The organism is Nereida sp. NH-UV-3 (assembly GCF_042939535.1).
GTDB lineage: Bacteria > Pseudomonadota > Alphaproteobacteria > Rhodobacterales > Rhodobacteraceae > Nereida > Nereida ignava.
On the sequence record NZ_CP132157.1, the window covers coordinates 2,153,516 to 2,177,850 of the forward strand.

Sequence of the window (24,335 nt, forward strand, 5' to 3'; positions counted from 1 at the left end):
CACCCAAACCGCGCATAACTGTAATTAAACGCAGTTCGGGTGCATGATTGGGTTATTCGCCCGCCAAAAAGCGTTCGGCTTCAAGGGCGGCCATGCAGCCCATGCCGGCGGATGTGACCGCTTGACGGTATTTGTGGTCCGTCAAGTCACCCGCGGCGAAGATGCCCGGGATGCTGGTTTCGGTGCTGTCTGGTTTGGTCACCACATAGCCGCCCATGTGCGTTTCAAGCACGTCTTTCACCAATTCGTTCGATGGGGCGTGGCCGATCGCCACGAAGACACCCTTGCAGGCGATGTCCTGTGTCTCGCCTGTTTTGACGTTGCGCACGGTGATGCCTTCCACGCCGAGAGGTGTGTCTGTGCCAGTGACCTCAACCATCTCATGATCCCACAGTGGGACGATTTTTTCGTTCTTCATCAGGCGATCGATAAGGATTTTTTCAGCGCGCAGCATGTCACGGCGGTGCACCAGCGTAACTTTTGAAGCAAAGTTGGTCAGAAACAAGGCCTCTTCAACAGCTGTATTGCCGCCACCGATCACCACGATTTCCTGACCGCGGTAGAAAAAGCCGTCACAAGTGGCACAGGCCGATACGCCAAAGCCCTTGAATTTTTCTTCGCTCTCAAGGCCCAACCACTTGGCCCGCGCGCCTGTTGCCAGAATAACCGCGTCGGCGGTGTAGGTCGTGCCGCTGTCGCCGTGGGCGGTGAAGGGGCGGGAGGTTGTGTCGAGCTTGGTGATGATATCACCGATGATCTCGGTACCCATCGCGGTGGCGTGATCCTGCATGCGGACCATCAAATCAGGGCCCTGAACTTCCGTATCACCAGGCCAATTTTCGACTTCGGTTGTGGTGGTAAGCTGGCCGCCCGGCTCAATACCCTGAACCAAGATTGGGTTCAGCATGGCACGACTTGCATAGACGGCGGCGGTATAGCCAGCAGGGCCAGAACCGATGATGAGAACTTTGGTGTGGCGTATGTCGGCCATGGCGGGCTTCCCTTTATGGTGCGGCTTTTGAGGCCGTGAATGAGGTGGCAGAAGACTGCGGTCAGCGAAAAGATATAAACAGCATTTTCAGGGGTTGAAAGGGGGCGGCTGAGCGAATAGCTGCGCATAATTATTGCGCAATGTTGAAATATTGTTGCGCGCTCAAAACGGCTAACGTAAGAAAGGCGCTGAACTTTATGGGGATACTTTAATGGCTGGTGCAAAACTGGACCCGATTGACCGGATGATTTTGGCCGAACTTCAAGCGGATGGCCGCATGACAAACGTGGAATTGGCCAAGCGCGTGGGTATTTCTGCGCCGCCGTGTTTGCGCCGTGTGCGCACGCTTGAGGATGCAGGCTACATCAAAGGTTATCACGCTCAGGTTGATGCGCGCGAGCTTGGTTTTGAAGTGCAGGTGTTTGCGATGGTGGGTTTGCAGTCTCAGGCGGAAAATGATCTGCGCGAGTTTGAGCAGCGTTGCGAAGGGTGGCCGTTGGTGCGCGAGTGTCACATGTTGAACGGTGAAGTTGATTTCATTTTGAAATGTGTGGCCCCTGATCTGAGTAGTTTTCAGTCGTTTTTGACTGGCGAGTTGTTGACCGCGCCAAATGTTGGCAGCGTTAAAACATCGTTAGTCATTCGCGGCGCCAAAAATGAGCCGGGTGTGCCGTTTGACGTGTTAGAAAGTCGTCTCAACACTGAGGCGTAAGTCGGTAATACTCTGCGGGCCTAGGCGATTTGCTTGTCCGGGCTATGGCCGTCACTGACGATGCGCGGATAGGCCAGAGGGCCGAAATCACTGACACGTGTGATATGCGGAAAAAACGATAAGTAGAGTTCAAGCATCTGCGCATTTGTTTGCGCGGTTGCCTGCTGGCCCGGGTGATATGTCTCGATACCCATACCGTTTGCGAAGATCACAGCGTGTCGCTTTAGCGCAATATGATAGACTTGAACGGGGCTTGGCGGCGTGACCTCAATGACATTCATGCCGTCGATAAGCGCGCGCACAGGCACCAAAGCGCCGTCTGTGCCCAACGTATCTGTGCAATTTTGCCCGCGTTGCAAGACGCGCGCTTTTGGTCCCAGCATGAGATCCGGAGCAGGCCTGCCCATTCCGAAACTGTCCATGGGTAACCGCGTGAGGCGACCCATTTCAGGGGATTGGCGCGGTGCATTTGGAACCAGCGTCAGTGTGCCTTTCCAAAGAACGGTCTTTTGGGTGGTGCGGCTGTTGTGAGAAGTCGTGATTACATCTCCGGGCCAAAGATCTTCAATCGCGCGTGGGCCGTCTGGTGTTGCGATGAGTGTTCCACGTGCAATCGCCGCAAAGGCGCTTTCGAATAAATCGGATGCGGGTGCGAGTTGTGAGATATCTGCGATCGTGCCGTCAGGCCGCAGGAAGCTGGCCTCGTACTTGCGCAGCAACGGCTTGTTGGGCTGGCGTGGCGGTTGTGCCGTAAGCGTGCGTGCGGACACGGCTGTTGGCTTTTTTGAACCTACTTGGGTTATGGGGCGTGGTGGATAATACATCGGCACCTCAAGGTGTTGTTTACGCGGCAGTTTTCGTAGGTTCAGACGCCAGCGAAGATGATGTGGGTGTGGCTTGGCGCGGCTCGCCTAAGAGTGCTTTCTTGCTGCTGCGTGACCACGGCATTTGGTGGTGTTGCGCAGTTTCGGATGCTGCAATTAGGCGTTTTATCCATTTGGGGTGCGCGGTCATGGCAGGCTCCGTACTCATTAAAGTTTGAACCAACCTGCACGGCCAATGCGGCGCGAATACGGACGAAATTGCATCAATTGGGGTATGTTTGGGGCAGGCTGATGGATAATTTACGCCTGCAACATGGTTTCGCCGCAATAGTTAACGGCAAAAAACGCAAGCAGCTTATAAAGTAATGGCCGAGATCAACCGCCCGTAGTCAGCTTCGTTCTGATGACAGCTGCGACGATAGCTAAAGAAGCGTGCTGGATCGGCATAGGTACAATGACGTGTCCATTCTGCGTGTCCAACGCCAGCGTCACGCAGTAGTTTTAGGCCAAAAGATGGTAAGTCAAATTGGTACTTTTTGGGGGTATTGCCGCCAGCAAAAAAACGCGCGTTTTCAGCGTCATGATCCATGAATTCTTCGAGAAACTCTTGGCCGACCTCGTAGTTCTCTTGACTGATGCTGGGCCCGATTATGGCTGTGATATTATGCCGGACCGCGCCAAGTTTTTCCATTTGCGAGATGGTGTTTTCTAAAACGCCTGCCATTGCGCCGCGCCAGCCTGCGTGGGTCGCACCTATGACACCCGCCTCCGGATCGCTGAATAAAACGGGCTGACAATCCGCAGTCAAAATGCCCAATACGGCCCCTTTGGCGTTTGTGACCATCGCATCCGCGCGCGTTCGGGCCTCGGCTGCGTGGGGCGATGTGATCACATGAACGTCGGCTGAGTGGTGTTGGAAAACCGTGTGTAACTGTGTGACCGGGACACCAAAATGTGCGGCGACGCGGCTTCGGTTGATCGCAACGGCTTGGGATTGATCGCTGCTGCCTTGTCCGCAGTTCAGGCCGTGAAATACACCCGATGAAGCGCCACCAACGCGGGTGAAAAACCCGTGGCGACAATCGCGCAGTGCGTCAGATGTGATGACATCAAGGGCCATGAGGTATTAAAACTCCAGTCCGGCAATGGGGTGTGCGTCGTGCGGCGTGATGCCCAACACTTTGAATAGAGTTCCCATTTCATCAGGGTGGGTCAAGCGCTTATGCGCGGCGATATGCTGCTCAAGGGCGGTGCCGCTGAGTTTGCCAGCAAGGCTTTGGGCGCGCGCAGTGATGCCAAGACGTTCCAGAAAGACACCTTGGGGCGTCATCAAAGATGGCGTTGCACCACTGGCTTTGGCGGCATCTGCCAAGGCCTCAAAATCAACATGGGCAGTGAGATCAGCGATGCCAAGATGGGTCAATGGATCAACGGGTTTGTGGTTTGATAGGGCCTGAAATGTATCGCCGTTGCTGCGCCAATCACCGTAGTCGATCACCAAGCCCGCGCCGCCGTTTTGCGCGATATGCTCGGCAAGGTGGGACATGATTGCAGTGGCCTGTGGGCAGCTCTCTATGCGCATGTCGGGGGTCGTGTCATCCAAGCGATGTTCCAGTGCGGCGATCGGGGCGGCATCTGACAGGCCCATGATGAGGGTGCCATCTTGTGCTGCGATCAAATGCTCGCGCCAGCCGTCTTTGTCACGGGTGAACTGACGGATAGGAAGTGCATCGAAGAACTCGTTTGCGACTGCGAAAAGCGGCAGTTTGGGCAGATCTGTCACCGTTGTGTGGTGGGAGACGTTGAACCCTGAAAGGATGTCTAGCTGGGCCTTTTGCAGCACTGGTGATGCTTCGATGAGATGAATTTCGGCTGCGTCATGAAAGCCTTTAACCCCTTTTGTGGCGCGTAAAATATCGGCCATTAGGGTTCCGCGGCCCGGGCCCAGCTCGGCCAGCGTAAAGCGGGTTGGTGCCCCTTGATCCATCCACGTTTGGGCAAGCGCGAGGCCGATGACCTCACCAAACATTTGACTGATTTCAGGGGCTGTTATGAAGTCACCAGTCACGCCCAAAGGATCGCGGGTTGTGTAGTATCCCAGCGTAGGATGTAGCAGGCAGGTCTGCATGAATTGCGCAATGCTCAGGGGACCTGTTGCTTTGATCTGTGCAAGCATATGATCTTTGAGAGTGAGCTCCCGGGCGCCTTGTTCTTCCGTCATCGGAAAGCGCGCCGGATCAAAAAGAGCCCTACAAAGATCATGGGCAAAGACAGAAACTGCCCCATGGTCAGCCCGTATCCGTTGACCTGCCATGCCAGCCCGAGCGGGTTGTTAAGCGTCACAAATTGCGCGTCAGGCTGGCGGACAAATTCGACCGCAAAGCGCGCCATTCCGTACCCTGCAAAGAAGATGCCTGTCGCAGCGCCTTGGCGTTTGAGTAGGCCGCGGCGGAAGGCGAAATAAAGCAGAACCGCTCCCAAAATGAGACCTTCAAGAGCGGCTTCATAGAGCTGTGAGGGGTGGCGCGCACATGCGCCGATAATTCCCGCACAGGCTTGGGCGGCCTCACCCGGGAAGATCACCCCCCAAGGCGCGTCTGTCGGGCGGCCCCAAAGTTCGGCGTTGATGAAGTTTGAAACGCGGCCAAGAAGTAACGCGGGTGGGACAGCAATTGCCAAGCTATCAGCAAGTGGCCAGAGGGCGACCTTGTTGCGGTGGGTCCAGATGTAGGCCAATAAAACAACGCCCAAAAAGCCCCCGTGAAACGACATGCCGCCGGTCCAGATGGCGGGAATTTCAAGTGGGTTCTGCAGGTAATAGGCAGGCTGATAGAAAAAGACATATCCCAATCGCCCACCCAAAATAACACCAACCACGATCCATGTTAGAAGGTCCTCGGCCTGTTCTGGGCTGAATGGGCTTGTGTCTTTTGACCACAAAGCGGGACGGCGCAAAGCGGCGACAATGATGCGCCAACCGATGATGATGCCGACGATGTAAGCCATTGCATACCAGCGAAGGGCGAATTCCATGCCAAACAGAGAGATGCTGAAAATGTTTGGCGACAAATTAGGAAAAGGGATCGCGGCGAGCATAAATAGGACCTCCGGCGGTTGTGTCGCGTGTGCGGCCCTTGAGGCTGACCGCAATTCTGCCCATATAGGATGTAACAGTTAGCGAAAAGGCCAGACCAAATGCAAACGCGTAACAAAATTATGGACGACATCAGCCAGCTTATGACCAACGCCATGGGTGTAGCCCAAGGTGCCAAGGACGAAGCAGAAAACGCAATGAAATCAATGATGGACCGCTGGTTGGCGGACCGTGAATTGGTAACGCGCGAAGAATTTGACGCCGTGCGCGCGATGGCTGTGAAAGCCCGCGAAGAGAACGCGGCCTTGCTTGCCCGGCTTGAGGCGCTTGAAGCTAAGGGCAAGAAAAAGGGTTAAACTCGCTCCCTTGTTTTAACCAGATTTCGAAATTTGAGCCGGCTCTTCTTTGTGAAGGGCCGGTTTTTTCGTGGTTAATTATTACGATTGCCGATTAAGCGCCAAAAATAGTGGTAAATGCCATCTTACCCACAAGTTATTGAGGTTATCCCCAAATATTGTCTTTACAGGCCCCCATGCGATGGCACAGCATGTAGCTAAGGGGCGAGGGGCAACCACACCCCCTTGAGTAGGTACCCTAGCGCTAGGTCGACTGCCATCGACGGCGCCAACACCTGAAAGGCCACAAAATGGCACTCTCTGAGCAGTATTTGGACGCCGAAGACCTTCATCCAATTGATATCGTTGAACATCTTGCTGAACATCATGACTGGCAGTTTGATCGCATTCATGATGATCAGATTGCAATGGCGGTTGAGGGGCAGTGGCGGACGTATTCAATTACGCTGGCTTGGGTCGCATCCGATGAGACGTTGCGGTTGATTTGCACGTTCGACATGGAGCCGCCGAAAGACCGGATGCCTGCGTTGATGGAGGCCCTGAATGCGGTGAATGACCGGTGTTGGGCCGGGGCGTTTTCGTATTGGGAAGAGCAAAAGCTGATGGTGTTCCGATACGGGTTGATCCTTGCGGGTGGGCAGATTGCCAGCCCCGAGCAGATTGATACGGCAATTAATGCAGCAGTTATGTCCGCTGAAAGATATTACCCCGCGTTTCAGCTTGCGACATGGGGCGACACCAGTGTTGAGGCTGCCTTACAAACGGCCATTGCGGAAGCTTACGGGCGCGCCTAACTTGCCTTGAAAACGGCAGGGGGCGTCTATGAATTTAGGACAGATTGAACAGCGCGGCATGGTTTTGTTGGGCTGCGGAAAAATGGGTTCGGCAATGTTGCGTGGGTGGCTTGCCGACGGGCTTTCGACGCAAGCCGTGAGCGTGATTGATCCGTTTCCAAGCGCGTGGCTGAGCGAATGTGGCGTGCGCGTTAATCAAGAATTGCCTGCTAATCCTGCGCTCGTTCTGATCGCCGTGAAGCCGCAAATGATGGGTGATGCGCTGCCGCAAATGCAAGCGCTCGGCAACGGTGACACTGTCTTTTTGTCAGTCGCCGCGGGGGTGACCTTGGCGAATTTGTCCAATGTTTTGGGGGCGAAAACGCCAATCATTCGAGCCATGCCAAACACGCCGGCCGCCGTTGGGGCGGGCATCACGGCGTTGATCGGAAATGCCGAGGCAACGCCCGATCATTTAGACATGGCAGAGGCCTTGTTGCGTGCCGTGGGGCAGGTGGTGCGTCTGGACAACGAAGATCAGATGGACGCGGTTACGGGGGTGTCTGGGTCCGGTCCGGCGTATGTTTTCAATATGATTGAGGCGCTGGCAGCGGCGGGCCAAGCCCAAGGGTTGGGTGCGGATTTGGCGATGCAGCTTGCAAAAGCCACGGTTGCAGGGGCGGGGCAATTGGCGGCGGCATCAGAAGAAACCCCATCCGAGTTAAGGGTCAATGTGACATCCCCTAATGGAACCACCCAAGCGGGACTGGAGGTTTTGATGGATGGGAAAGACGGCCTTGCACCCTTGATGAGCAAAACAGTGGCTGCTGCAACCGCGCGTTCAAAGGAACTGGCAAATGGCTAAGATTTCTTTTGATGATTTTATGAAAGTGGACATCCGTGCAGGCAAAGTTGTGCGTGCGGAACCATATCCTGAAGCGCGCAAACCGGCGATCAAACTTTTGATCGATTTCGGGGGCGACATTGGCGAAAAACGCTCCAGTGCGCAGGTTACCGATCATTATTCGCCCGAGGGGCTTGTGGGTAAAACGGTGATGGCGGTGGTGAATTTTCCACCACGCCAGATCGGTAAATTCATGTCTGAAGTGCTGGTGTTGGGCGTGAGTGATGCGCAAGGGGGGATTGTGTTGATTTCGCCCGATCAAGATGTGCCAATTGGGGGGCGACTACATTGACTAAGCTATTGATTACACGAAACTTACCACAAGACGTGCTTGAGGCAGCAAAGGCGGTAGCTGATGTAACGGTCCGCGAAGATCAGTCCCCAATGTCCGCGCAAGAGGCGGCTGAAATGCTGCAAGCGTATGATGTGATCCTGCCCACGTTAGGCGATCAATTCAGCGCTGCGGCTTTTGGTGCGGCGCCAAATCCGCGTTGTAAAATGCTCGCAAATTTTGGGGTGGGTTATAATCACATTGATGTTTTGGCGGCCCAAAAGGCAGGTGTTTCAGTTTCCAATACCCCTGGTGCGGTGACTGATGCGACTGCTGATATTGCGATGTCGTTGATCTTGATGAGTTGTCGTCGGCTTGGCGAAGGTGAGCGGATGGTTCGTGCAAACGCATGGGATGGATGGCATCCCACACAACTGTTGGGCATGCATATTGGCGGCAAAACCCTTGGGATCATCGGTATGGGGCGGATCGGCAAAGCAATCGCCCGCCGCGCAGCCGCTGGTTTCGGAATGAATGTAATATTCTACAACCGCTCAACGGTTGACGCGCCTGAACATGGCACACAGGTACCCGAGATTTCACAGGTGTTAGGGGCGTCGGATGTGGTTGTACTGGCCGTGCCGGCAACGCCGCAAACCCACCGTTTGATGAACGCTGAGCGATTTGCGCAGATGCAGCCCCATGCACATTTGATCAATATCGCGCGTGGCGATGTGGTGGATGAGGCGGCCTTGGTCGATGCGCTGCAAAGTGGTCAAATCGCCGGTGCGGGCCTTGATGTATATGAGCGCGAGCCAGTTGTGTCAGAGGCGCTTTTGCAGATGGAAAACGTGGCGCTGCTGCCGCATCTTGGCACCGCGGCCCTTGAGGTGCGCGTTGATATGGGACTGATGGCGGTGCGCAATGTTGCCGCGCATATCAACGGCGCGCCACTGCCTAATCTGGTTCTGCCATGAGCTGCGCTGCTAGCTGACTGCTTCGCGCCAATGACGGCGGCAGAGCGAGACATATGTCTCATTGCCGCCAATTTGCACTTGGGCGCCGTCTTTTAGGGCCTGCCCGCTTTCATCTTGACGCACGACCATGGTCGCCTTGCGCCCGCAGTGACAGATTGTGCGGACTTCGCGCATCTCATCCGCAAGGGCCAGCAACGCCGCAGAGCCGGGGAAAAGTTCGCCGCGAAAGTCTACGCGCAAACCGTATGCCATGATGGGCACGTTGAGGTCATCTACCGCGCGGGCCAGTCCCCAAACTTGCTCTTTGGTTAGAAACTGCGCCTCGTCGATGAACACGCACGCACACGGACCGGCCTCAAGGCGCGCTGAAATTTTGGCAAAAAGATCGTCGGTTTCGTCGAATGTGTCGGCCTCAACGCCGATGCCAATACGGCTGGCGATGCGGCCTTCACCGGCGCGGCGATCAAAGCGGGCGGTTAGCAAATAGGTCTGCATGCCGCGCTCGATATAGTTGTGAGACGCCTGCAACAGCACCGTGGATTTGCCCGCGTTCATTGTAGAGTAATGAAAGTAAAGTTTTGCCATAGGGTCTGCTACCCCAAGGATTGTCTGAACTGCAAGATGCAAGACGCGCCAAGTGAGATTTGGCCTTGAAGCGGCGTTATGAATGCGGGACGCTTTGGGCAAATGCCGGTTGGCACAGGTTTATTCAGGAAAGCGCTCAGATGTCTGACACATCTCTTTTTGATCCCGCACAGCTTCATTCAATTTCGCCCAACGGTTTGGTGGGGCAGGGCGATGACGGTCATCCGCCGCGTATTTTGATGCTCTACGGATCGGTGCGCCCGCAAAGTTATTCTCGTGCCGCCGCCCAAGAAGGGGCGCGCGTTCTTGAGGCGCTTGGAGCGGACGTTCGGTCCTTTGACCCCTCCGGTCTGCCCCTTCCTGATGATGCGGCACCGGAGCATCCCAAAGTGGCGGAGCTACGGGAGCTTGCCCTGTGGTCCGAGGGGATGGTCTGGTCCAGTCCCGAGAGGCATGGCGCGATGACGGCGATCATGAAAGCCCAAATTGACTGGCTGCCTTTGTCGGCGATTGGCGGCATTCGCCCAACCCAAGGTAAAACACTGGCGTTGATGCAGGTGTCCGGTGGCTCGCAAAGTTTCAACACAGTGAACCAAATGCGCATCTTGGGCCGTTGGATGCGGATGATAACAATCCCGAACCAGTCAAGCATTCCCAAGGCGTGGCTTGAATTTGAAGAAGGCCGGATGAAACCAAGCGCACTTTATAATCGGATTGTCGATGTGATGGAGGAACTGGTTAAGTTCACCTACATGACGCGCGGCCGTTCTGCGTATTTGACGGACCGGTATTCAGAGCGGGTTGAAACGGCCGAGGCAGTGCACAAGCGCGTGTCACAAAAAGACTAACCTGCTTTTCGCAAAATAACGCTGCCCACGGAATACCCCGCGCCGAAACTACAAATCAGACCGTGATCACCGGCTACCATGTCATCAGAGTGCTGTGAAAAAGCGATGATGCTGCCCGCACTTGAGGTGTTGGCGTAGTCTTGCAGAATGTTGGGTTGCTCGCCATTTTCGGGCACACGGCCAAGGACCTTTTTGCCGATGTAGTCATTCATGGTTTTGTTGGCTTGGTGTAACCAAAGGCGCTTCAGCTCATCCGCGGCGATGTTCTGAGCGGTCATGTGATCAGCGATATGTTTGCTGACAAGCGGCAGAACTTCTTTGAAAACTTTGCGGCCATTTTGCATGAACTGCATGTCGCGGCGATCGTCCATGTGATCATGGGTGCGGCGCAAAAATCCGTTGTTGTTACGGATATTGTTTGAAAACGACGTGGCGCATAGGGTTGAGGTGATCTCAAAATGCGGGCCTTTGGCATCCTCGGCGCGTTCGATCAAAACTGCCGTTGCCACATCGCCAAAAATGAAATGGCAGTCCCGGTCGCGCCATTCCAGATGAGCGGAACAAATTTCGGGACAGATCACAAGAGCCGAGCGGATCGAGCCGGACTTAATCATATCGGCGGCGGCCTGAATGCCAAACGTGGCCGATGAGCAGGCGACGTTCATATCAAAAGCAAAGCCACCGGCCCCGATAAGGTCCTGAATTTCGATGGCAATTGCGGGGTAGGCGCGCTCGTGGTTTGAGGCAGCGCATAGAATGGCGTCCACATCCATGGCGGATTTCCCCGCCATATCCAGTGCCTTTTTCGCGGCTTTCATCCCCATTTCCGCCATCAAAGAGGGGGCATCATCAGCGCGTGCGTCAAGTTTGGGATACATGCGCGCGGGGTCCAGAACGCCCTCTTTATCCATCACATAGCGGTTCTCGATGCCCGATGCGTTGTGAATGAATTCCGCTGAGGAATGCGCCTTTGCGGTCACTTCGCCACTTTCGATTTTGGCTGCGTTTTCGGTGTTAAAGCGGTCCACATAGGCGTTGAACGCGACAACAAGCTCATCATTGGTGATGATGTTTTCCGGTGTGAAGACCCCGTGGCCTGTGATTGCTGCTGCGTGCATAATATGTCCCTTTGGCTTGGGGTATTTTTGCGGACACTCAATGGGTTAGGTCAAGCGCTACGTTACGGCGCTTTGGTACGGTTCGCGTGTGAAGTTTGATTTTTCAGCACGCTTCAGAAACGAAAAAGCCCGCCTAGAACCAATGGTCAGGCGGGCTTTTGTCGTACATTAGCGCTGATTGAAGGCTTAGCTTTCTTGCAGCGCTTTCACTTCGATTTCACCACCCGCGCGTGCGCGCATGGCAAGGGCAGCAGCGTGTGATGCGGCGGCTGTCGTGAAGTAGGGGATCTTGTCATAAAGAGCGACTTTGCGAATTTCACGACTGTCCTCAATGGCTTGCGCCCCTTCTGTCGTATTGAGAACCAAGCTGATTGCGCCGTCTTTCAGTTGGTCCACCACGTTCGGGCGGCCCTCATAGACTTTGTTGACCAACTCCACGCTAAGGCCTGCGTCTGTCAGGAATTTCGCAGTACCGCTGGTGGCCATCAACGTGTGCCCCAACTCAAGAAGCACAGTGGCGGCTTCTATCATTGCAGGCGTTTTGTCGCTGTCTTTGATTGAGAAGAACACTTTGCCTTCACCGCCTTGTGGAAGCTCGGTGCCAGCGCCCATTTGCGCTTTGAGGAAGGCCATGTGGAAGTCTTTGTCAGACCCCATCACCTCGCCTGTAGAGCGCATTTCTGGCCCAAGAATCGTGTCCACACCGGGGAAGCGTGCAAACGGAAGCACTGCTTCTTTGACCGCGTAGGTGTCGATTTCAGGATCAACCAGATCGAAGTCTGCCAGCTTTGCACCGGCCATGATTTGCGCGGCGATTGAGGCGATTGGGCTGTTCACAGCTTTGGCCACAAATGGCACTGTCCGTGAGGCGCGTGGGTTTACCTCGATCAGGTAGATGTCACCGTCTTTCACCGCGAACTGGATGTTCATCAGACCGACAACGTTGAGGCCCCGCGCAAGCGCTTCTGTCTGGCGGCGCAGCTCTTTGATCGTATCAGCAGTCAGTGAGTAGGGTGGCAGCGAACAGGCACTGTCACCTGAGTGTACGCCGGCTTCTTCGATGTGCTGCATGATGCCTGCGACGTGCACATCTGTGCCGTCGCTTAGCGCGTCAACGTCGATCTCAACGGCACCGGACAAGTAGCTGTCCAGCAGCACTGGGCTGTCGCCAGAGACCACGACGGCCTCGTTAATGTAGCGGGTCAAGTGTGCGTCGTCGCGAACGATTTCCATCGCGCGGCCACCCAAAACATAAGACGGGCGGATCACCAACGGATAGCCAACGTCTTGGGCGATCGACATGGCTTCAGCGTCAGAATGTGCAATGCCATTCTTGGGTTGCTTCAGCTCAAGACGCTCAACAAGGGCTTGGAAACGCTCACGATCTTCTGCCAGATCAATCGCGTCGGGGGATGTACCGAGGATCGGGATACCAGCGGCTTCAAGACCATTTGCAAGCTTCAGCGGGGTCTGTCCGCCGAATTGAACGATCACACCGTGCAGGGTGCCGTTCTCTTGCTCAACGCGCAGGATTTCCATGACATGTTCAAATGTCAGCGGCTCAAAATAGAGGCGATCCGACGTGTCATAATCCGTTGAGACAGTCTCGGGGTTGCAGTTGATCATGATGGTTTCATAGCCCGCGTCGGTCAGCGCGTAGCACGCGTGGCAACAGCAGTAATCAAACTCAATGCCTTGGCCGATCCGGTTTGGACCACCACCCAGAATGACAACTTTCTTACGCTCGGATGGGCGCGCCTCACATTCGGGCGTACCCATGATGGGCGCTTCGTAAGTGGAGTACATGTAAGGCGTTTGCGCCTCAAATTCGGCAGCACAGGTATCGATACGCTTGAACTGTGCGACCACGCCAAGGTTCTGGCGGGCGCGGCGTACGTTGTCTTCGTCCCGGCCCGTCAGAGTGGCAAGACGCGCATCTGTAAAGCCCAGCATTTTGATTTTGCGCAGGGCGTGTTCGTTGGTGGGTAGACCGTTCTTGCGAATGTCTGCCTCGGCGTCGATGATTTCGCGGATACGCGCAAGGAACCAAGGGTCGAACGCAGTTGCTGCGTGAATTTCGTCGTCGCTGAGACCTTCGCGCATGGCTTGGGCAATTACGCGGATCCGGTCCGGTGTTTGTTTTGCCAGCGCTTTTACCACTGCTGATTTCTCAGGCGCGCCTTCGATTTTGATCTCGTCAAAGCCAGTCAGACCCGATTCCATCGAGGCCAACGCTTTCTGCATCGATTCGTGGATGGTCCGGCCAATGGCCATCGCCTCGCCCACGGATTTCATCGCGGTGGTCAAATAAGGCTCAGAGCCGGGGAATTTCTCAAAGGCAAACTTTGGAATCTTGGTGACCACATAGTCGATTGTGGGTTCAAAGCTGGCGGGTGTGACGCGAGTGATGTCGTTGTCCAACTCATCAAGCGTGTAGCCCACGGCCAGTTTGGCGGCAATTTTTGCAATCGGGAAACCGGTCGCCTTGGAGGCCAGCGCGGAAGAGCGTGACACACGCGGGTTCATCTCAATGACAACCATGCGGCCGTCTTTGGGGTTCACCGCCCATTGTACGTTTGACCCACCTGTTTCAACGCCAATTTCGCGCAAAACGTTGATGCTGTGTGTGCGCATCAGTTGGTATTCTTTGTCCGTCAGGGTCAGCGCAGGAGCAACCGTGATACTGTCGCCTGTGTGCACGCCCATCGGATCAATATTCTCGATTGAGCACACGATGATGGCGTTGTCTGCTGTGTCGCGCACAACTTCCATCTCGAACTCTTTCCAGCCCAAAAGTGATTCATCAATCAGGATTTGATTGACGGGCGATGCATCAAGGCCGGTTTTGCAGAAGTGTTCATAGTCATCGCGGTTATACGCAACGCCGCCGCCGGTGCCGCCCATCGTGAAAGCAGGGCGGATAATCGCGGGCAGGCCGATATCTTCGAGGGCGGCCATACATTCGTCCATTGTGTTGGCGATTGTGGCGCGCGGGTTTTCGATGTTCAGGCGGTCCATCGCCTCACGGAACAGCTTACGGTCTTCGGCCATTTCGATGGCTTCGCGTTTGGCGCCGATCAGCTCAACGTTGAATTTCTCAAGCACGCCCATGTCATCAAGAGCCAGCGAGGTATTCAGGCCCGTTTGACCGCCCATTGTGGGCAACAGCGCGTCGGGGCGCTCTTTCTCGATGATCTTGGAAACGACCTCTGGGGTGATCGGCTCGATGTAGGTTGCATCGGCAAGGCCGGGGTCTGTCATGATGGTGGCAGGGTTCGAGTTAACCAAGATAACCCGGTACCCTTCTTCGCGCAGTGCCTTACAGGCTTGGGCGCCAGAGTAGTCGAACTCACAAGCTTGGCCAATCACAATAGGCCCCGCTCCGATGATCATGATTGACTTGATATCAGTGCGCTTTGGCATGGCAGTGCCCTCGGTTGTGATTGCAAATTGTCGTGCGTTATAGGCATCGCGCGGCGCGGTGCAAGGGGATTGGCACGCTGATCTATAAAACAATGCAGCACCGCGTGCACGCGCGCATTTTCCTTGTGCCTTTTGCGGCTGGTTTGCATGCGGCATCCGCGCGATAGGCCTGTTTGGGGCGTCATGGTCCTGCAATGGGGCTAAATGCGGGTAATTATGGGAGATTGGCGTTGGAATTGGGCGCTTTCCCTTGACTTTACGGGGTAGGCGCGGTGTATCGCGTCAGACCTGATATTCATGGGAAAGAGCCGATTATGCACGCCTACCGCAGCCACACTTGCGCCGATCTAAACAAATCAAACGTGGGCGAGACCGTTCGCCTGTCCGGTTGGGTGCACCGCGTGCGTGATCACGGCGGGTTGTTGTTCATCGATTTGCGCGACCACTACGGCATCACGCAAGTCATGGCCGATCCCGACAGCCCCGTATTTTCCGAGATTGAGAAAGTCCGCAGCGAATGGTGTATCCGCATTGATGGCAATGTCATGGCGCGGGACGAAAGCCTTGTGAACCCCAAGATCCCAACTGGTGAAATTGAGGTGTTCATTCGTGACATCGAAGTGCTGGGCGCGTCTGCTGAACTGCCCTTGATGGTGTTCGGTGAGCAGGAATACCCCGAAGAAACCCGCCTGAAGTACCGCTACCTCGATCTGCGCCGCGAAAAATTGCAGCGTAACATGGCGATGCGCTCAGACGTGGTGGCATCCATGCGCAAGCGGATGTGGGACTTAAACTTCCGCGAATATCAAACGCCGATCATCACAGCCTCAAGCCCAGAGGGCGCCCGTGATTTCTTGGTGCCCTCACGTCTGCACCCGGGTAAATTCTATGCGCTGCCCCAAGCGCCACAGCAGTTCAAACAGCTGATCATGGTGTCCGGCTATGATAAATATTTCCAGATCGCGCCGTGTTTCCGCGACGAAGATCCCCGTGCGGACCGCTCGCCTACTGATTTCTACCAGCTTGACCTTGAGATGTCGTTTGTTGAGCAGCAGGACGTCTTTGATACGATCCAACCAGTCCTAACAGGTGTTTTTGAGGAGTTCGGTGGTGGACGCGCTGTTGATCAGGAGTGGCCGCAGATTTCATATAAAGATGCAGCCCTTTGGTACGGCACCGACAAGCCTGACTTGCGTAACCCGATTAAAATGCAGGTTGTGTCCGATCATTTCCGTGGATCAGGTTTTGCTATTTTCGCCAAATTGCTTGAGCAAGAAGGCACTGAAATTCGCGCGATCCCTGCGCCAAAAGGTGGATCACGTAAGTTCTGTGACCGTATGAATGCCTTTGCGCAAAAAGAAGGTCTGCCTGGGATGGGCTACATCTTCTGGCGCGACCAAGGCGAGGGCATGGAGGCCGCGGGTCCGCTTGCCAAAAACATCGGTCCCGAGCGCACAGAAGCAATTCGTCAGCAACTGGGTCTTGGCGTTGGCGATGCTGCATTCTTCTTGGGCGGTAAGCCGAAGGCGTTTGAAGGCGTGGCTGGCAAAGCGCGCGTTGAAATTGGCAACGAGCTTGGCCTGACCGACCTGAACCGTTTTGCGTTCGCTTGGATCGTGGATTTCCCGATCTATGAGCGTGATGAGGAAACTGGCAAAATCGATTTTGAGCACAACCCGTTCTCAATGCCCCAAGGCGGCATGGATGCACTGGATGGCAATCCCGAAGATGTGCTGGGCTACCAATATGACTTGGCCTGTAACGGCTATGAGTTGGTGTCCGGTGCGATCCGGAATCACCGCCCAGAGATTATGTTCAAAGCGTTCGAGATTGCGGGTTACGGCAAAGACGAAGTCGAAAAACGTTTTGGTGGCATGGTTAACGCGTTCCAATACGGCGCGCCTCCCCACGGTGGATGTGCGGCGGGTATCGACCGGATTGTGATGCTTTTGGCGGATGAGGCAAACATTCGTGAAGTGATCATGTTCCCGATGAACCAACGCGCCGAAGATCTGATGATGGGCGCGCCGAACGATCCGATGAACGAACAGCTGCGCGAGTTGTCGCTGCGTGTGATTGATCCCGAATGAGCCTAGACGCGTGGCGCCCTGTTGCTCTGCCTGAACGGGTAGAATTGCGTGGGCGCTACGTTACGCTTGAGCCTTTATCTACCGATCATGAAGACGGCTTGATTGCTGCCTTCTCCGAAGACATTGGCGGTAAGATGTGGGACTGGTTGCCTACTGGGCCCTTCGCAGGAAGCCAGTATCGGGCGTGGCTTGATGCCGCCCGTATCACTAATGACCCGCTGCATTTTGCTGTGCGTATGGAAGATGGGCGTCTTGGCGGTACTTTGTCATTGATGCGTATCGATCCCAAGAACGGCGTTGCCGAAGTCGGTTGGGTGACGTTTGCGCCAAGATTGCAACGCACCCGTGAAGCGACAGAAGCAGTGTATCTGTTGATCAAATGGGCGTTTGAGGCTGGCTATCGCCGGTTTGAATGGAAGTGCAACAGCCGCAACCTCGGATCACGCCGCGCTGCGGAAAGGTTTGGCTTTTCCTATGAAGGCATTTTCCGCCAAGCAGTTGTCGTCAAAGGCCGCAACCGCGATACGGTTTGGTACGCGATGATTGACGGTGAATGGCCACAGTTGCGCGATGCATTCGAGACTTGGCTTAATGCGGACAACTTTGATGCGGACGGTCATCAGATTAAACCGTTACGCGACCTGACCGCGCCAGTTTTGGTAAGCCGAGATCCTGCTCTTTAGAAATTATTCTGGCTGGACCTAACCCGCAAAGGCACGCCCGAATGTTGTGTGGCTTTTTGCTAAATTGGCTGGGTAAAGCTTGGGTCTGTCTCGATCACGGTGTCACGGGCGAAATCTGTGGACGCGCCAATAAGTGAGGCAAGGATGCCAACGGCCAAGAATGTGGCGCCCGTGGTTAACACGATCCAATCCACAGTCCCCTTTGAGCGCGTATCTGCGTTTGCCCACAACTTTTGTGCCAGTCTTTCCATCTTGAACACCCCACAATTAAACAACCATCATGCTGATACGTTTGCTGCGTAAATGTGGCAGGTGTTTGGTGTCCTCGTGCCGATAAGATGAATTTACGTTTCAGTTACATCTTTTTGCCGCGCTAAATTACGGCGCGCGCGTTGAGGCGGTCTTGGACAAGTCCCGAAAGAGCCGCGATCGCGTTTGGGAGGTGGTGACCCTCGGTACGTGCGTCGATCAAATTATCCACAGCAATGCTAAGCTCGCGGTCCGAGGCCGTGCGTGCCACGCCTCCGGTGAATTGTGTGATGTAGTCGAGCACACGCGCGTCCGTCTCAGCACCAAGTACATCAGCGATGTGCGCCATATCATTCTGGTAAGCAATCCTGTCGGGTACGATAATTTCATCATTTACACTGCGCGGACCAGAGGGGCGCCTGTCATCGGGCAAGTGGCTGAGCACCGCGTCTTGAAAGGCTGCAAGACTGGTCAGCGGTTTTTCCAAAAAGCCATCCGCACCCGCTGCCAGAGCCATATCTTGGCCGTTTGGATCACCGCTGGTGCCCAAAATGACATCCACGCGTGGGCTCGCATTCGCCAGATCTTCAAGCAGGTCGGCACCGCTTCCATCGGGAAGGCCGATATCAATGACGATCACCGATGGTCTGTAAACTTTAAGATGGCGGCGCGCTGAAGTCAGGCAATCCGCCATCCTGATGCGCGCGCCTGAACGCAGGCACATCAACCGAAGGGCCTCACAGGCGTAGCGGCTGTCTTCGACAACAAGAATGGTTTGCCCCAGAAGAGGGCGGTCGTTGGTGGCTTTGGGGGTGGTGAGATAGTCATCAAGGCTGGGCATGGCAGTGCTCCGCTGCGGTTACTGTTGAACGATTTACGCCTTCAGAAATACGGGCGCATGCCTAACAGCGGGTTAATGTGCCGCGCTTGTGATGACTTGTTTCTGGCGGCTCATCCGCCCATAAACAGGCCAAATACTGACTGGAGACCCCACTATGATTGGCCGCCTGAACCATATCGCCATCGCCGTTCCTGACCTTGGGGCTGCGTGCGATCAATACCGCAATACGCTTGGCGCCAATGTAGGCGCGCCGCAGGATGAGCCGGATCACGGGGTGACTGTTGTGTTCATCGAGCTGCCGAACACCAAAGTGGAGTTGCTGTATCCCTTGGGCGAAGATAGTCCGATCAGAGGGTTTTTGGACAAAAATCCCGTCGGGGGCATCCATCACATGTGTTATGAAGTCGACGATATCTTGGTCGCCCGTGACAGACTAAAAGCAGATGGCATGCGTGTTCTGGGCACAGGTGAGCCGAAAATTGGCGCACACGGAAAGCCGGTTTTGTTTTTGCACCCCAAAGACTTTAACGGCTGCCTTGTCGAGCTAGAACAAGTCTAAGTGATTTAGAAAGGCCTGCCCATGTCCATCACCTCTGCTATCGTTTTGTTTGCCGTGATCTGGTTCATGGTATTTTTTTGCGTGCTGCCTTTGCGCATGGTTACCCAAGGCGACACAGGCGAAATCGTGCCTGGCACACATGCCTCTTCGCCGGCGGATGCGCAGATTAAACGGAAAGCCAAGATCACGACTTATTGGGCGATTGGCCTGTGGATTGTCATTGCGAGCACGTTGGTGTCGGGTCTTTTGACAGTTGAAAGCATCGATATGTTCAACCGTATGGGGCCCGGATCCGGCTTGCCACAAGCGGCGGGCTAAGCGCGGCTTTGCAGGGTGTGAAAAAGGTTTGTAAAGGTCGCTGCGCCCAGAATTGGGACCAGTAAGTTCAACATTGGCACGGATAAGACAACGGCCATCACACCGCCTGCCAGCCAAATTCTAAGCGCATGTTTGCGCCGCAGTTGCTTTGCTTCTTTGAGACCGACACGCCGCGCGGCCACAAGTTGGAAATATTCCCGCCCCAGTAAAAAGCCGTTTAGTCCCCAAAAGATTAGCGGTGCGAAGGGCAAAAAGATCAGATATAGCACTAAGGCCAGAAGATTAGCGCCTGCCATCACGGTTAAAAACCCAAGCGAGTCCCGCAGTGTTTGTGCAATCCCGAGGGCTGTCGCAGGGGGTAAATGTGGGAAGTGGCGGGCCTCAACAGCATCGGCAACATCCTCAAGAAAAAGCCCTGTCACTGCGGATGCAACAGGCACCATCAGAAACACTGACAGGACCGCCATCAATGGGACCGCTGCCCAGCTAATGGCGTTTTCCACCCACGTAACCGTGCCGATCCACGGAAGGTTGATCTGATCAGGTAGCAGCCAGCCGATGCCCCAGATCACAGCCGCCCCAAGGCCAATGAGTGTCACAATCGTGAGAGCAATCGCTTTGGCAGCAACGCTCCAAAAAGCAGGATCAGAGAATTGCGCCGCAGCAAGTAGCACCGCCTGAAGGATCACGATGCGACCCAAGTGGTTATGCTGTCCACGTCGGGACGCGGGCGTTCGGGTGGTGGATTGGTTTCTGTGCCCAAATGGATCAACCCCGCGATGCGCTCGTGTGGTGCAAGCCCCAGATGTGTCTGCGTAAACTCTGCGTCATGACTGGCCGGCCCCGACAGCCAGTTTGCCCCCCAGCCAGATGCAAGCGCACCATTGAGCAGCGCCAGACAAACAGCACCCGCTGAATAGGTTTGCTCCAGAGGCGGAATTTTTGGGGATGGTTTGGGGCTTTCAACAACAGCTACTGCAAGATGCGCATTTGCATATTGCGCGGTTTGTTTGGCAATGATGGCGGTGTCATCGGTGCGCGCGCTTACAAATTTTTCAACCTCGGCCGCGAGGCGCAGCAATGCGGGCCGCTGCAACACGATAAAGCGCCACGGCTCAAGCTTGCCATGATCGGGCGTGCGCGCAGCGATGGTCAAAAGGGCGCGCAGATTATCGTCGCCGGGAACCGGAGTGGTAAGGGTCTTTGCTGGACGTGAGCGGCGCGATTGCAAAAAAGCCAAAGCGGCGGTGTTCGGTGCGGGCATGACGGATCCTTTATAGCGCCTTCGCCCCTATGTTGCGGTTTGCGCGCGTAGGTTCAAGATGCAGCGCGCGCTTGGCGCCTTTTGTGCATGCCGAACAGCAGTGGTGCGAGTATCCGATCATAGACAAAAACTGCTATTGGGTGGATGACGGGCAGGGCCACCAAACGTGCAAGCCAGCGGAAACGCGGCATTTCCCCCCACAAAATAACAAAGGCATCCACACCGGCCACAAGTTTTCCCTCATGCAGCACATGAAGGCGCTTGGCCGCTTCATCAGGTGTCAAGCCAAGGGCATCAAGGTCCGTCGCCGTCAGGTCCGTGAATGTCAGCGGCAGGGCCTTAGCTTGCGCATAGCGGGCGTATCCGTTGACCTCGCGCGAGCAAATTGGGCACGAGCCGTTGTATATGATCTCTGTCTTTTCCATATTTCGTAGGTAGTCTTGGCTTTTGGTTTTGACAGGGGGTGCGGCGAAAGGGGCTGGCTCTTTTTGTGGCGCTGCTGATAATGGGCGGGACAGTTTTGGGACGTAAAGGACGTTTGAGTATGCGTGTTTGGTTGGTTTTTGCACTTATGTTTTTGGCTGCGTGCCAACCGTCTGGGGTAGATAGTAGTAAGCCCACTTCCGAAGGTATTCCTGCGCAAACTGCTCAAAGCAATGATGGCTCAGCCCTTGGGTTGCGCGCGGGCACACAAGCGTTTGCGCGCGCGGTAGCGCGGGTTGAACCTGTTGCAGAACGGATGTGCGCGCGTTCCACCAAGGGACTGAATTGCGATTTCAAAATCCTGCTTGATGACAATCCGCGCAAGCCGCCGAATGCGTTTCAAACTCTTGAGCGCTCAGGCAGACCTGTCATTGTGTTTACGGCGTCCCTGTTGGCCCGTGCCCATAATGATGATGAGATTGCCTTTGTCTTGGGGCATGAAGCGGCGCATCACATCAAAAACCATCTGGTACGACAGCGCACCAATGCCATCGCGGGAGCGGTGCTTTTGGGTAACTTGGCTACCCTGACGGGCGCGGGTGCCATTGGTGTTCAAACGGCTCAGGAACTTGGGGCGGCTGTGGGCGCGCGCAGCTATTCCAAAGATTTTGAGTTGGAAGCAGACCGTCTGGGCACAGCGATCACTGCACGTGCGGGGTATGACCCTGTGCTTGGCTCTAAGTTTTTCACGCGCATTCCTGACCCGGGGGACCGCTTTTTGGGAACGCACCCGCCGAACGCGGACCGTGTTAAGGCCGTGCGTGATACCGCCGCTAAACTGTAAGGTGTGGCTGACTTAGCGTGTGTTCACAGCACCCCAAAGGTCGTACTCAGACGCCTCATCCACGGTCACGGATACGATTTCGCCAACTTGTAGGTCGCTGGTGTTTTCGTCGATGAAAAGGTTGCCATCAATCTCGGGGGCATCGGCTTTGGTCCGGCATGTGGCCACGCCGTCCTCATCGATGTCATCAATGATCACATCCATTGTGTGCCCCACTTTTGCGGCAAGCTTTTGGGCGGAAATGGCTTGGGCTTTTTCCATGAAACGGTTCCAGCGGTCTTGTTTAACTTCTGCCGGCACATGGTCTGGCAACGCGTTTGATCGCGCACCGTCCACGTTTTCATATTGAAAACATCCGACACGATCGAGCTGTGCTTCATCAAGCCAATCGAGCAACGTCTGGAACTCGGCCTCGGTCTCGCCCGGATAGCCCACAATAAACGTAGAGCGCAGCGTGATGTCGGGGCAGGTCGCCCGCCAAGCTGCGATTTCGTCTAAGGTTTTTGAGGCCGCAGCGGGACGCGCCATGCGTTTTAGAACATCAGGGTGCGCATGCTGAAACGGAATATCAAGATAGGGCAGAACACCACTTGTAGGGTCCGCCATCAAGGGGATCATGTCGCGCACGTGTGGGTACGGATAGACATAATGCAGACGGATCCACGCGCCAAGTGTTCCCAAATCACGGGCTAAATCAGTGATATGCGCGCGGTGACCGCGATCTTCGGAATGTTTTATGTCAACGCCGTAGGCCGATGTGTCCTGACTAATGACCAGTAGTTCACGTACTCCTGCATCGACCAGCTTTTCGGCCTCACGGATCACCGCATGGGCAGGGCGGCTTACAAGGCGACCGCGCATGTCAGGGATGATGCAGAACTTACACTTGTGGTTACAGCCTTCGGAAATTTTCAGGTAGCTGTAGTGGCGCGGTGTCAGGCTGACGCCGGTCGCGGGCAGCAGATCAATGAAGGGATCAGGCGCGGGTGGCACAGCCGCATGAACTGCGTCCAGAACCTGTTCATACTGATGGGGGCCAGTGACGGCTAAAATATTGGGGTGATGTTCGCGGATATAATCGGGCTCCGCGCCCAAACAGCCGGTGACAATCACCTTACCGTTTTCAACCAATGCCTCGCCGATGGCATCAAGGCTTTCGGCCTTGGCGCTGTCTAGAAAACCACAGGTGTTCACAATGACAGCATCCGCACCGGTATAATCAGGACTGATGGCATAACCTTCTGCACGCAGGCGAGTAAGGATCCGTTCACTATCAACCAGCGCTTTCGGACAGCCAAGAGACACCATTCCAAGGGTAGGCTGGCCACTGCGTGGTTGCTCACCAAAGCGCGCTTGTGGCGCCAGATCGGGACGAATGTTTGGAGGGTTCTCAGCCATTTGACGCTCTTTCATAAAAAGAGGCGCGTCCTTGTGAAACGCGCCGCCCTTTGGTCTTTCGTGTTCTTTTGTTCAAAAATATCCCCGCCGGAGGCATGTGCCACGGGGCACATTATATTACCGACGGCGATCGCGGCGCGATGACATGGGTTGAAATGCTACGCCGACGTGCGCCTCGCAGTAGGGCTTGCCGGCTTTCACGGGAAGTCCGCAGAACCAGAAATCTTCGGTCGCAGGGTCACCAACCGGCCACTTGCACGTGCGTTCGGTCAATTCCATCAAGCCAATCTTCTTGGATTTTTTCTCGATTTCGTTGACCTTGGCGAGAGCCTCTGGGCTAATCTCATTCGCGGACGGCTGAGGTGGTAAGGGCTGACCTGCGGGAATAATTGCACGGCGACCAGCAACTTTGGGCTGCGGGGGCGGTGCAGCACTCTCGGTCTTTGGTTGTGGTTTCGCTGCGGGCGCCGGCGCGGGTTTCTTGGCCTCCGCTTTGGGCGCTTTTTCTTTTGCGGCGGCTTTCGCACCTGCACTCCCTGCACGATTTGACAGGCCAAGGCGGTGCACCTTGCCAATAACAGCGTTACGGGTCACGCCGCCAAGCTCTTTTGCGATTTGGCTGGCCGATTGTCCCTCGCCCCACATTTTCTTCAGGATTTCGACGCGTTCATCGGTCCAGGACATTCAATGTTCCACTTTATGTTAGAGCCCGTTAGGGAGGGGCTTGAGTTCTCTGCCACAGCACTATTCTAGTCAGGCAGACCAGCAGATACAACCAACCAAGGTGCCT

The 24,335-nt window shown here is 55.3% G+C and carries 28 protein-coding genes; 12 read left to right on the plus strand and 16 right to left on the minus strand.

The window, feature by feature from the left end:
* Nucleotides 1–52: 52 nt before the first annotated feature.
* Nucleotides 53–991, minus strand: coding sequence for a thioredoxin-disulfide reductase (gene trxB, locus NeNHUV3_RS10625; protein ID WP_391481328.1), 939 nt, complete (start codon nt 989–991; stop codon nt 53–55).
* A gap of 211 nt (nt 992–1,202) precedes the next feature.
* Between trxB and NeNHUV3_RS10630 the strand changes: the two genes are divergently transcribed.
* Nucleotides 1,203–1,703, plus strand: a complete 501-nt coding sequence (locus NeNHUV3_RS10630; RefSeq protein ID WP_048599450.1) for an Lrp/AsnC family transcriptional regulator — start codon at nt 1,203–1,205, stop codon at nt 1,701–1,703.
* A 20-nt stretch (nt 1,704–1,723) separates the two neighbouring features.
* Here NeNHUV3_RS10630 and NeNHUV3_RS10635 read toward each other — a convergent pair whose 3' ends face one another.
* The 5 genes from NeNHUV3_RS10635 to lgt form a co-directional block, all read right to left on the minus strand.
* On the minus strand, nt 1,724–2,527 hold the full coding sequence (locus NeNHUV3_RS10635; RefSeq protein WP_391481329.1) for a Hint domain-containing protein: 804 nt from the start codon (nt 2,525–2,527) through the stop codon (nt 1,724–1,726).
* A 19-nt stretch (nt 2,528–2,546) separates the two neighbouring features.
* Nucleotides 2,547–2,717: a hypothetical protein gene (locus tag NeNHUV3_RS10640; protein ID WP_391481331.1), complete on the minus strand. Its 171-nt coding sequence runs from the start codon at nt 2,715–2,717 to the stop codon at nt 2,547–2,549.
* 165 nt (nt 2,718–2,882) lie between these two features.
* A complete protein-coding gene (gene pgeF / locus NeNHUV3_RS10645) occupies nt 2,883–3,647 on the minus strand; it encodes a peptidoglycan editing factor PgeF (protein ID WP_391481332.1) in 765 nt (254 codons plus the stop codon).
* Between the two features lie 6 nt (nt 3,648–3,653).
* Nucleotides 3,654–4,748, minus strand: a complete 1,095-nt coding sequence (locus NeNHUV3_RS10650; protein WP_391481334.1) for a class I SAM-dependent methyltransferase — start codon at nt 4,746–4,748, stop codon at nt 3,654–3,656.
* A complete protein-coding gene (lgt, locus tag NeNHUV3_RS10655) occupies nt 4,745–5,623 on the minus strand; it encodes a prolipoprotein diacylglyceryl transferase (protein WP_391481336.1) in 879 nt (292 codons plus the stop codon). Before lgt ends, NeNHUV3_RS10650 begins: the two co-directional genes overlap by 4 nt.
* 99 nt (nt 5,624–5,722) lie before the next feature.
* On the opposite strand from lgt, the gene NeNHUV3_RS10660 reads away from it, so the two are divergent.
* The 5 genes from NeNHUV3_RS10660 to NeNHUV3_RS10680 all read left to right on the plus strand — a co-directional run bounded on the left by NeNHUV3_RS10660 (nt 5,723) and on the right by NeNHUV3_RS10680 (nt 8,902).
* Nucleotides 5,723–5,977, plus strand: coding sequence for an accessory factor UbiK family protein (locus tag NeNHUV3_RS10660; protein WP_048599455.1), 255 nt, complete (start codon nt 5,723–5,725; stop codon nt 5,975–5,977).
* A 290-nt stretch (nt 5,978–6,267) separates the two neighbouring features.
* On the plus strand, nt 6,268–6,771 hold the full coding sequence (locus NeNHUV3_RS10665) for a YbjN domain-containing protein (RefSeq protein ID WP_391481337.1): 504 nt from the start codon (nt 6,268–6,270) through the stop codon (nt 6,769–6,771).
* Nucleotides 6,772–6,799: 28 nt separating this feature from the next.
* Nucleotides 6,800–7,615 carry a pyrroline-5-carboxylate reductase gene (proC, locus tag NeNHUV3_RS10670; protein ID WP_391481338.1) on the plus strand — a complete coding sequence of 272 codons (816 nt, stop codon included), beginning with the start codon at nt 6,800–6,802 and terminating at the stop codon, nt 7,613–7,615.
* Nucleotides 7,608–7,946 carry a tRNA-binding protein gene (locus tag NeNHUV3_RS10675; protein ID WP_391481340.1) on the plus strand — a complete coding sequence of 113 codons (339 nt, stop codon included), beginning with the start codon at nt 7,608–7,610 and terminating at the stop codon, nt 7,944–7,946. The genes proC and NeNHUV3_RS10675 overlap by 8 nt, the downstream gene beginning before the upstream one ends.
* Nucleotides 7,943–8,902, plus strand: a complete 960-nt coding sequence (locus tag NeNHUV3_RS10680) for a 2-hydroxyacid dehydrogenase (RefSeq protein ID WP_391481342.1) — start codon at nt 7,943–7,945, stop codon at nt 8,900–8,902. The genes NeNHUV3_RS10675 and NeNHUV3_RS10680 overlap by 4 nt, the downstream gene beginning before the upstream one ends.
* 9 nt (nt 8,903–8,911) lie before the next feature.
* Here the strand turns inward: NeNHUV3_RS10680 and NeNHUV3_RS10685 are convergent, their stop codons facing one another.
* Nucleotides 8,912–9,487: a thymidine kinase gene (locus tag NeNHUV3_RS10685; RefSeq protein ID WP_391481344.1), complete on the minus strand. Its 576-nt coding sequence runs from the start codon at nt 9,485–9,487 to the stop codon at nt 8,912–8,914.
* Between the two features lie 140 nt (nt 9,488–9,627).
* On the opposite strand from NeNHUV3_RS10685, the gene arsH reads away from it, so the two are divergent.
* Nucleotides 9,628–10,335 (plus strand): arsenical resistance protein ArsH, encoded by a 708-nt coding sequence (gene arsH, locus NeNHUV3_RS10690; protein ID WP_391481345.1) that lies wholly within the window; start codon nt 9,628–9,630, stop codon nt 10,333–10,335.
* Here the strand turns inward: arsH and NeNHUV3_RS10695 are convergent.
* Nucleotides 10,332–11,453 carry a beta-ketoacyl-ACP synthase III gene (locus NeNHUV3_RS10695; protein ID WP_391481347.1) on the minus strand — a complete coding sequence of 374 codons (1,122 nt, stop codon included), beginning with the start codon at nt 11,451–11,453 and terminating at the stop codon, nt 10,332–10,334. The two genes, arsH and NeNHUV3_RS10695, sit on opposite strands and share 4 nt — an antisense overlap.
* A gap of 186 nt (nt 11,454–11,639) precedes the next feature.
* Complete coding sequence (gene carB, locus NeNHUV3_RS10700) at nt 11,640–14,876, minus strand: carbamoyl-phosphate synthase large subunit (RefSeq protein WP_391481348.1); 3,237 nt, start codon at nt 14,874–14,876, stop codon at nt 11,640–11,642.
* Between the two features lie 314 nt (nt 14,877–15,190).
* Between carB and aspS the strand changes: the two genes are divergently transcribed.
* The gene (aspS, locus tag NeNHUV3_RS10705; RefSeq protein WP_391481349.1) at nt 15,191–16,966 is read left to right on the plus strand and encodes an aspartate--tRNA ligase; all 1,776 of its coding nucleotides are present in this window, start codon (nt 15,191–15,193) and stop codon (nt 16,964–16,966) included.
* Nucleotides 16,963–17,649, plus strand: coding sequence for a GNAT family N-acetyltransferase (locus NeNHUV3_RS10710; RefSeq protein WP_391481351.1), 687 nt, complete (start codon nt 16,963–16,965; stop codon nt 17,647–17,649). Before aspS ends, NeNHUV3_RS10710 begins: the two co-directional genes overlap by 4 nt.
* Nucleotides 17,650–17,708: 59 nt before the next feature.
* Here the strand turns inward: NeNHUV3_RS10710 and NeNHUV3_RS10715 are convergent, their stop codons facing one another.
* Nucleotides 17,709–17,900: a hypothetical protein gene (locus NeNHUV3_RS10715; protein ID WP_391481353.1), complete on the minus strand. Its 192-nt coding sequence runs from the start codon at nt 17,898–17,900 to the stop codon at nt 17,709–17,711.
* 122 nt (nt 17,901–18,022) lie between these two features.
* Entirely contained in the window at nt 18,023–18,739 is a 717-nt protein-coding gene (locus tag NeNHUV3_RS10720) for a response regulator (RefSeq protein WP_391481354.1), read from the minus strand.
* 154 nt (nt 18,740–18,893) lie between these two features.
* Here NeNHUV3_RS10720 and mce point away from each other — a divergent pair, with 154 nt between their 5' ends.
* Both mce and NeNHUV3_RS10730 read left to right on the plus strand, forming a co-directional pair.
* Entirely contained in the window at nt 18,894–19,298 is a 405-nt protein-coding gene (gene mce, locus NeNHUV3_RS10725; RefSeq protein WP_391481356.1) for a methylmalonyl-CoA epimerase, read from the plus strand.
* Between the two features lie 21 nt (nt 19,299–19,319).
* Nucleotides 19,320–19,616, plus strand: a complete 297-nt coding sequence (locus NeNHUV3_RS10730) for a DUF1467 family protein (RefSeq protein WP_048599467.1) — start codon at nt 19,320–19,322, stop codon at nt 19,614–19,616.
* Here NeNHUV3_RS10730 and NeNHUV3_RS10735 read toward each other — a convergent pair.
* The 3 genes from NeNHUV3_RS10735 to NeNHUV3_RS10745 are packed head-to-tail and all read right to left on the minus strand — an operon-like array spanning nt 19,613 to nt 21,305.
* Nucleotides 19,613–20,305, minus strand: coding sequence for an EI24 domain-containing protein (locus NeNHUV3_RS10735; RefSeq protein WP_391481358.1), 693 nt, complete (start codon nt 20,303–20,305; stop codon nt 19,613–19,615). The genes NeNHUV3_RS10730 and NeNHUV3_RS10735 overlap by 4 nt on opposite strands.
* A complete protein-coding gene (locus NeNHUV3_RS10740) occupies nt 20,302–20,880 on the minus strand; it encodes a nitroreductase (protein ID WP_391481360.1) in 579 nt (192 codons plus the stop codon). The genes NeNHUV3_RS10735 and NeNHUV3_RS10740 overlap by 4 nt, the downstream gene beginning before the upstream one ends.
* A gap of 53 nt (nt 20,881–20,933) precedes the next feature.
* Nucleotides 20,934–21,305 (minus strand): thiol-disulfide oxidoreductase DCC family protein, encoded by a 372-nt coding sequence (locus NeNHUV3_RS10745; RefSeq protein ID WP_391481361.1) that lies wholly within the window; start codon nt 21,303–21,305, stop codon nt 20,934–20,936.
* Between the two features lie 119 nt (nt 21,306–21,424).
* Here NeNHUV3_RS10745 and NeNHUV3_RS10750 point away from each other — a divergent pair, with 119 nt between their 5' ends.
* Nucleotides 21,425–22,147 carry a M48 family metallopeptidase gene (locus NeNHUV3_RS10750; protein WP_391481363.1) on the plus strand — a complete coding sequence of 241 codons (723 nt, stop codon included), beginning with the start codon at nt 21,425–21,427 and terminating at the stop codon, nt 22,145–22,147.
* A 12-nt stretch (nt 22,148–22,159) separates the two neighbouring features.
* Here NeNHUV3_RS10750 and rimO read toward each other — a convergent pair whose 3' ends face one another.
* Nucleotides 22,160–23,545 carry a 30S ribosomal protein S12 methylthiotransferase RimO gene (rimO, locus tag NeNHUV3_RS10755; RefSeq protein ID WP_391481365.1) on the minus strand — a complete coding sequence of 462 codons (1,386 nt, stop codon included), beginning with the start codon at nt 23,543–23,545 and terminating at the stop codon, nt 22,160–22,162.
* Nucleotides 23,546–23,662: 117 nt separating this feature from the next.
* Nucleotides 23,663–24,229: a GcrA family cell cycle regulator gene (locus NeNHUV3_RS10760; RefSeq protein ID WP_048599470.1), complete on the minus strand. Its 567-nt coding sequence runs from the start codon at nt 24,227–24,229 to the stop codon at nt 23,663–23,665.
* Nucleotides 24,230–24,335 lie beyond the last annotated feature (106 nt).

Bases quoted from the DNA above. Each gene is read 5' to 3' on its own strand.
- arsH (WP_391481345.1), top strand. From the start codon at position 9,628: ATGTCTGACACATCTCTTTTTGATCCCGCACAGCTTCATTCAATTTCG.
- proC (WP_391481338.1), top strand. From the start codon at position 6,800: ATGAATTTAGGACAGATTGAACAGCGCGGCATGGTTTTGTTGGGCTGC.
- carB (WP_391481348.1), bottom strand. From the start codon at position 14,876: ATGCCAAAGCGCACTGATATCAAGTCAATCATGATCATCGGAGCGGGG.
- NeNHUV3_RS10640 (WP_391481331.1), bottom strand. From the start codon at position 2,717: ATGACCGCGCACCCCAAATGGATAAAACGCCTAATTGCAGCATCCGAA.
- NeNHUV3_RS10760 (WP_048599470.1), bottom strand. From the start codon at position 24,229: ATGTCCTGGACCGATGAACGCGTCGAAATCCTGAAGAAAATGTGGGGC.
- NeNHUV3_RS10710 (WP_391481351.1), top strand. From the start codon at position 16,963: ATGAGCCTAGACGCGTGGCGCCCTGTTGCTCTGCCTGAACGGGTAGAA.
- lgt (WP_391481336.1), bottom strand. From the start codon at position 5,623: ATGCTCGCCGCGATCCCTTTTCCTAATTTGTCGCCAAACATTTTCAGC.
- NeNHUV3_RS10630 (WP_048599450.1), top strand. From the start codon at position 1,203: ATGGCTGGTGCAAAACTGGACCCGATTGACCGGATGATTTTGGCCGAA.
- NeNHUV3_RS10650 (WP_391481334.1), bottom strand. From the start codon at position 4,748: ATGACGGAAGAACAAGGCGCCCGGGAGCTCACTCTCAAAGATCATATG.
- NeNHUV3_RS10750 (WP_391481363.1), top strand. From the start codon at position 21,425: ATGCGTGTTTGGTTGGTTTTTGCACTTATGTTTTTGGCTGCGTGCCAA.
- NeNHUV3_RS10740 (WP_391481360.1), bottom strand. From the start codon at position 20,880: ATGCCCGCACCGAACACCGCCGCTTTGGCTTTTTTGCAATCGCGCCGC.
- NeNHUV3_RS10675 (WP_391481340.1), top strand. From the start codon at position 7,608: ATGGCTAAGATTTCTTTTGATGATTTTATGAAAGTGGACATCCGTGCA.
- NeNHUV3_RS10695 (WP_391481347.1), bottom strand. From the start codon at position 11,453: ATGCACGCAGCAGCAATCACAGGCCACGGGGTCTTCACACCGGAAAAC.
- mce (WP_391481356.1), top strand. From the start codon at position 18,894: ATGATTGGCCGCCTGAACCATATCGCCATCGCCGTTCCTGACCTTGGG.
- NeNHUV3_RS10665 (WP_391481337.1), top strand. From the start codon at position 6,268: ATGGCACTCTCTGAGCAGTATTTGGACGCCGAAGACCTTCATCCAATT.
- NeNHUV3_RS10685 (WP_391481344.1), bottom strand. From the start codon at position 9,487: ATGGCAAAACTTTACTTTCATTACTCTACAATGAACGCGGGCAAATCC.
- rimO (WP_391481365.1), bottom strand. From the start codon at position 23,545: ATGGCTGAGAACCCTCCAAACATTCGTCCCGATCTGGCGCCACAAGCG.
- NeNHUV3_RS10745 (WP_391481361.1), bottom strand. From the start codon at position 21,305: ATGGAAAAGACAGAGATCATATACAACGGCTCGTGCCCAATTTGCTCG.
- NeNHUV3_RS10715 (WP_391481353.1), bottom strand. From the start codon at position 17,900: ATGGAAAGACTGGCACAAAAGTTGTGGGCAAACGCAGATACGCGCTCA.
- trxB (WP_391481328.1), bottom strand. From the start codon at position 991: ATGGCCGACATACGCCACACCAAAGTTCTCATCATCGGTTCTGGCCCT.
- NeNHUV3_RS10660 (WP_048599455.1), top strand. From the start codon at position 5,723: ATGCAAACGCGTAACAAAATTATGGACGACATCAGCCAGCTTATGACC.
- NeNHUV3_RS10635 (WP_391481329.1), bottom strand. From the start codon at position 2,527: ATGTATTATCCACCACGCCCCATAACCCAAGTAGGTTCAAAAAAGCCA.
- pgeF (WP_391481332.1), bottom strand. From the start codon at position 3,647: ATGGCCCTTGATGTCATCACATCTGACGCACTGCGCGATTGTCGCCAC.
- aspS (WP_391481349.1), top strand. From the start codon at position 15,191: ATGCACGCCTACCGCAGCCACACTTGCGCCGATCTAAACAAATCAAAC.
- NeNHUV3_RS10720 (WP_391481354.1), bottom strand. From the start codon at position 18,739: ATGCCCAGCCTTGATGACTATCTCACCACCCCCAAAGCCACCAACGAC.
- NeNHUV3_RS10730 (WP_048599467.1), top strand. From the start codon at position 19,320: ATGTCCATCACCTCTGCTATCGTTTTGTTTGCCGTGATCTGGTTCATG.